The organism is Archangium sp. (assembly GCF_036277355.1).
In the GTDB taxonomy this organism is placed as follows: domain Bacteria; phylum Myxococcota; class Myxococcia; order Myxococcales; family Myxococcaceae; genus Archangium.
In genome coordinates this window covers 1-4,599 of sequence record NZ_DASUNC010000058.1, presented here as the reverse complement: position 1 = coordinate 4,599, position 4,599 = coordinate 1, and the positions used below count along the sequence as shown (strand labels likewise).

Annotated in this window: 7 protein-coding genes; 5 read left to right on the top strand and 2 right to left on the bottom strand. The window is 65.9% G+C overall.

The features are described from left to right. The 3 genes from VFZ09_RS14925 to VFZ09_RS14920 form a co-directional block, all read left to right on the top strand. On the top strand, positions 1-140 hold a 140-nt coding region (locus VFZ09_RS14925), incomplete at its 5' end, for an Imm52 family immunity protein (RefSeq protein ID WP_329728239.1). A gap of 143 nt (positions 141-283) precedes the next feature. Further along, complete coding sequence (locus tag VFZ09_RS51620) at positions 284-697, top strand: zinc ribbon domain-containing protein (protein WP_414640705.1); 414 nt, start codon at positions 284-286, stop codon at positions 695-697. Then, entirely contained in the window at positions 642-884 is a 243-nt protein-coding gene (locus tag VFZ09_RS14920; protein ID WP_329728238.1) for a hypothetical protein, read from the top strand. The genes VFZ09_RS51620 and VFZ09_RS14920 overlap by 56 nt, the downstream gene beginning before the upstream one ends. Here VFZ09_RS14920 and VFZ09_RS14915 read toward each other — a convergent pair. Then, the gene (locus VFZ09_RS14915) at positions 860-1,351 is read right to left on the bottom strand and encodes a serine/threonine protein kinase (protein ID WP_329728237.1); all 492 of its coding nucleotides are present in this window, start codon (positions 1,349-1,351) and stop codon (positions 860-862) included. The two genes, VFZ09_RS14920 and VFZ09_RS14915, sit on opposite strands and share 25 nt — an antisense overlap. A gap of 15 nt (positions 1,352-1,366) precedes the next feature. Further along, the gene (locus VFZ09_RS14910) at positions 1,367-2,029 is read right to left on the bottom strand and encodes a DUF2381 family protein (protein ID WP_329728236.1); all 663 of its coding nucleotides are present in this window, start codon (positions 2,027-2,029) and stop codon (positions 1,367-1,369) included. Positions 2,030-2,339: 310 nt separating this feature from the next. Here VFZ09_RS14910 and VFZ09_RS14905 point away from each other — a divergent pair, with 310 nt between their 5' ends. Together VFZ09_RS14905 and VFZ09_RS14900 are read left to right on the top strand one after the other, a co-directional pair. Then, entirely contained in the window at positions 2,340-3,929 is a 1,590-nt protein-coding gene (locus VFZ09_RS14905) for a Tox-REase-5 domain-containing protein (protein ID WP_329728235.1), read from the top strand. A 13-nt stretch (positions 3,930-3,942) separates the two neighbouring features. Then, a partial coding sequence (locus tag VFZ09_RS14900; protein ID WP_329728234.1) for an Imm52 family immunity protein occupies positions 3,943-4,599 on the top strand: 657 nt, incomplete at its 3' end.

The following is a 4,599-nucleotide window of genomic DNA, read 5'->3' as shown; positions in this document are numbered from 1 at the left end:
TGGGCTGGCTCCTCGTGCTCTCCCCCGAGCCCATGACGGCCAGCAACCCCGAGCACGTGGCCTTCACCGCCCGCGTGCGCGAGCTGCTCGACCGGGCGGGCCTCATCGAACGCCCCGAGCCCCGGCCCGCCAGCGAGTGACACGAGCGGGTGCTCGGACAGTACCTCCGCAGGAGCACATGACCGCGAACCATGATCCGCGAGAATAGTCAGCGCAAGCTCCAAGCCCCCCTGTGACATCGGAGCACCATCCGCCGCATCCTGGCGAATCAGCCGTCATCGGCATGTGCACCCCCCATGTGACCGAGTACGCGGACGGAAAGAAGCGGCGCAAGGCGGCTCAGAAGCCCATCCAGGGCTACTTCCCGGCCATCGTGGATGAAGACACCTTCCAGCGGGCACGGTCCCTTCTGCTCGATACACCCTCCCCCTTGCGCGGCAGGAACGCCTACGGCGTGGTCAAGAACCTCTTCGGCGGTCTGACACGGTGCGGCCGGTGCGGCGGCACCATGGCCTACGCCGACAAGGGACAGTCCAAGAGGACTCGCCACACCTCTCTCGTGTGCCTCAAGGCGCGTACCGGAGCGGGCTGCAAGTACGCGGCGGTCCACTACCCACCGCTTGAAGTCGCGTTCCTCCAGCATGGCCCCCCAACTCCTGGGAACAGCCCCGCTGGAAGCGGAGCACGGACCCCTTGAGGCCGAAATCAGAGAGGACGAGTCCGCCATGTCGGGCGCCGAGGACTCCCTGGAGCACCTCGCCGAGACCTACGCACGGACCCGGATGGACACGCTGCTCGAGCAGATGCGAACCATCGAGGTCGACCTTCGTTTCTGGGTCGGCTCAGCGTGTGCGGTGCTTCACCGGAACGAGTTCACGATGTAGAGCCCCGCGCTGGAGAATTCGAGAATGGCCGTTCCTGGCTTGGACTCGGGTTTCTTCCTGAGTTGACCGCGTGCGAGCCGAGCCACAGCGCAAATTGGAATTGGTTCTTCGTCCGGTGGATGCACCTCGTAATACCGGATGACGACCTGTTGGCCACCTGTCCAGACCCGTCCATAGAGACGGGTGACTGCCGGAAGAGTCCCGAGGGGGCTGTTCAGCATGCTCTCCTCGGGACCGTCGAACAGCGTGATGGGGCTGGCGTCGGTCTGGTTCACGTCCAGTTCGACATCGGAAGAGTCCCCGACGCTCAAGCCAAGACGCCGCATGGTTTCGAGCGCCTTTTCTGGGCACGCTTCCGGTCCGGGGCTGCCGTCCGGGCGAAGGGAGACGCCCCCAGTCGTCGTGCAACTGGAGGACACGCAAAGCAGCAGGACAGAAGCAGGAAGCAGTGAGCGAACGGGAGCCATGAGGGGCGGGATCTACTAACGCAGCAGTTGTTTATCCAGATGGACCCATGCCTGCCGCAGACCGTCTCCTTGCCGAAAGAGTTCCAGCACGAGCCGGTCGGGGCCAGTCTCGGAGACGCGGAATTCCACACCCGTGGGGCTCTTGAATAATGCCGCGTACCGCTCCTGAAACGGCGTCTGTTTCGTGGCCCCCTTCGCCAGGAGCCCAGCGAGAGCGTGATTGACTGAGTCCTCTTTGCGGTAACGCTCGACTACCTCTCTGAGCTCCCCCTCCCTCCGCAGCGAATCGTACAGGGACGCAAGCACCGCTTTCGGGGCCTCGCGGTCACGGAACACGTTGACCTGTTGATCGCCCGTCCGGTCATCGGTGGTCTTCTGACGTGATGTCACGGTGAAGGGCAGTTCCGTTCCATCCGCGAGCGTTACCAGCAGCATGAGCCGGTCTTCGGGCTCAACATCACGGAGGGGCTCGATAAGCACCCGTTTCCCGACACACTCCACAGGCTCGAAGCGACCTTCCCATGCCAGCATCTTGGTCCGCGCTGAATCGCAGGGCTGCTCCAAGCGGAGGACGGTCACGATACCGCCGACGACGTACACGTCAGGTGCCTCTCGGCTCGTATGGTCCGAGAGGTAGATGTTCCGCTCGTTGGGCTCGCGATCCTCGGCCCCGGCCACGGATGCCACGAGAGCGAGAAGTAGAGTAGACCGGCGAAGTAGGAGATTCCACATGGCGCGGCCCAACTTATCAGAACGGGTGGAGGGCAACCAGCCGAGTGTTACCAAGCACGATGGATGAGGGAGAAGTGGGCCCGGGTGAGCGAGTTGGTTGATGGGCAGGCCCCCCGTGGCGCTCAGGGCCCGTGGGCGGCTGAAGGTGGTGGTCCTCGTTGTCCATCTCGAAGTCCGCCCTCCCCATGGGGAAGGCCCTATCTATCCCTATCTCTTGGTTTGACCGCCCCTGTCCTGTCCGCCTGAAGTCCAGGGCATGTCCACTCATTGCATCGGAGCGCACAGCCGCCGGCTCGGCGCGCTCGTGCTGACCATGAGCGTGGCCGTGCTCCTCGGCGGGTGCGCCACGGCCCCGCCGCGTGCGAGCCTGACGAGCGGCTTCGGCCTCCACTCCCGGTCCTCCTCGCTGCGTGAGGGGGCCGGAGCATGGCAGCCCGTCGTCACCGCTGTGCCTGGAGCGCCGGAGGGCTCCGCTGGGGGCTTCCCCGAGCAGACGGAGGAGTTCTTCCAGACGGAGGACTTCTTCCAGGTGGTGCAGGAGGCCAGTGGCCTCGGGGAAGAGGCCCGTCATCCGGCGGGTGCGGCGCTCTACGTGGAGCAGGCGCGCCAGCTCGTGAGGAGCTTGGCGAAGACGCCGGTGACACAGCGGAGCTTCGCCCCACGCCTGGCGCTGAGCTGGCTGCTGCGCGAGGTGCTCGAAGGGGGCGAGCGCGTGGACTACGTGGACTTGAAGTGGCGCGCCGAGCGCTTCGTGTGGTTGGTGATGGTGCGTCCGGACGGCTACCTGGTGGCCGCGCTCGACGGCTCGCCCCTTCAACGCCGGGGCTCTCTGCAACTGGTGGAAGGCGAGTGGAGGGCGGGCCGCCTCGTGGTGGGTGGCTTCTACTTCTCACACGGGGGCATCTTCTACCCGGTGACCGAGGCGCTGCGGCGCGAGGACAGCGAGCCCCTGGCGGAATTGGGTCTGGGGAGGGATCCAGTCAACGCCGCGTTGGATGGGGCCCAGGACGCCTTGGGAGAGATGACGCTGGCGCTGGCGCACTCCGTCCTCAACCCCATCCGCACGCTGGAGGACCTGGGGCAGTTGCCCACGACGGTGGCGTACCTGATTGCCACCTCGCCCGAGTACTTCGCGCGCTACGGGGCCATGTCGAGGGAGGACCAGATACGGGAGGCGGCGCGCCTGTCCACGCACCTGCTCCTGCTGCTCGGAGGCGCACGGGCCACGGTGGGCCGCATGGGCGGACTGGGAGCGGACCTGCCAGGACTGTCGCTCACGGCCAGGGGAGAGTTGGTGCTGGGCGAAGCCGTGGTGGCGGGCGCGGCGGGCACGGTGGGCGTGGACCTGAGTGCCTTCTCCATCCTCCACATGGCGGGGAAGGGCCGGGGCGGCAACACTGGCGGCGCGAGCGGCAAGGCGGGGAAGGCGTCCCAGAAGGCTCCGGCGCGGAGCCCCGGCAGGTGGACGTACAAGAAGCCCACCAATGAGTCCAAGCGCTCCCAGGACTACCAGGAGCAGGTGACGGGGCGGCCCGCGTGGTGGGTGTACATGATTGGGGAAGTGGAGTTCGATGGCATCAAGCTGGGGGAACTGCTGGAGGCCAAGGGTCCCGGTTACTGCTCCTTCTTCAACGTGGATGGCACGCCGAAGTACTGGTACATGAATTCCGGCAAGTTCGACGAGATGCTGAACCAAGCTGCGGATCAATCAAGGATGGCCCAGCAGGTGGGGATGCCGGTGAGCTGGCATGTCGCCGATGCCAGGGTGGCGGAGTTCCTTGGCACAATCTTCAAGGATAGAGGATGGAAGAACATCACCGTCCGCCACACACGGCCAGCACAGTAGGATAGGCGCACGCATGCAGGACAAGTACTACGTCGGGGCGTACTGGGGTCCGCGCAAGGAGACGGCGCTGGAGTGCGCCCGCCGTGCGGAGCTTTTCTTCAACATGCTGGCGCGGTGTGACCCGGCGTTCGCCCAATGGTACCGGGCGGGCCGTGGTTTTCCCCGAGAGCTGCCGGGCTGGCCAGTCCGCCTGGAACTCAAGGAATTGGAAGAGTTATTCCTGAAGAGCAGGCATCGCGGCGCCAGCAAGACGGTCCTCGAGGACATGGGCTTCAGCCGGATGGTGTGGAATGCCAAGAAGGACGCCATCCACGTTCACCTGCATTGTGGCGGATACTCACCGTGGGGAGTGCCCAATTCCTGCCTGCTCGACCCACTCTGGAAGAGCGCGGTCTGGGAGCGGTTGGTCCGCTCACCCGTGCTGGCCGAGGTGCTCACCAGTGTGGCCACGGCGTGGGACCCCGACTATGCCATGGCCAGCTCCTCGGAGATGGTGGACCTCGTGGAGAAGCGCGGGTCCGAGGTGCGCGTGGGCTGGCTGACGTACCTGTCGCGCCGCCTGGGGAAGCTGCCGCCGCTGCCCGCGCCCGTGCGCATCGAGCCGGTGGGAAAGCTGGGCTGGCTCCTCGTGCTCTCCCCCGAGCCCATGACGGCCAGCAACCCCGAGCAC

Coding starts and splice junctions, on each gene's coding strand:
- VFZ09_RS51620 (WP_414640705.1), top strand. CDS start 284: ATGTGCACCCCCCATGTGACCGAGTACGCGGACGGAAAGAAGCGGCGC.
- VFZ09_RS14920 (WP_329728238.1), top strand. CDS start 642: ATGGCCCCCCAACTCCTGGGAACAGCCCCGCTGGAAGCGGAGCACGGA.
- VFZ09_RS14915 (WP_329728237.1), bottom strand. CDS start 1,351: ATGGCTCCCGTTCGCTCACTGCTTCCTGCTTCTGTCCTGCTGCTTTGC.
- VFZ09_RS14905 (WP_329728235.1), top strand. CDS start 2,340: ATGTCCACTCATTGCATCGGAGCGCACAGCCGCCGGCTCGGCGCGCTC.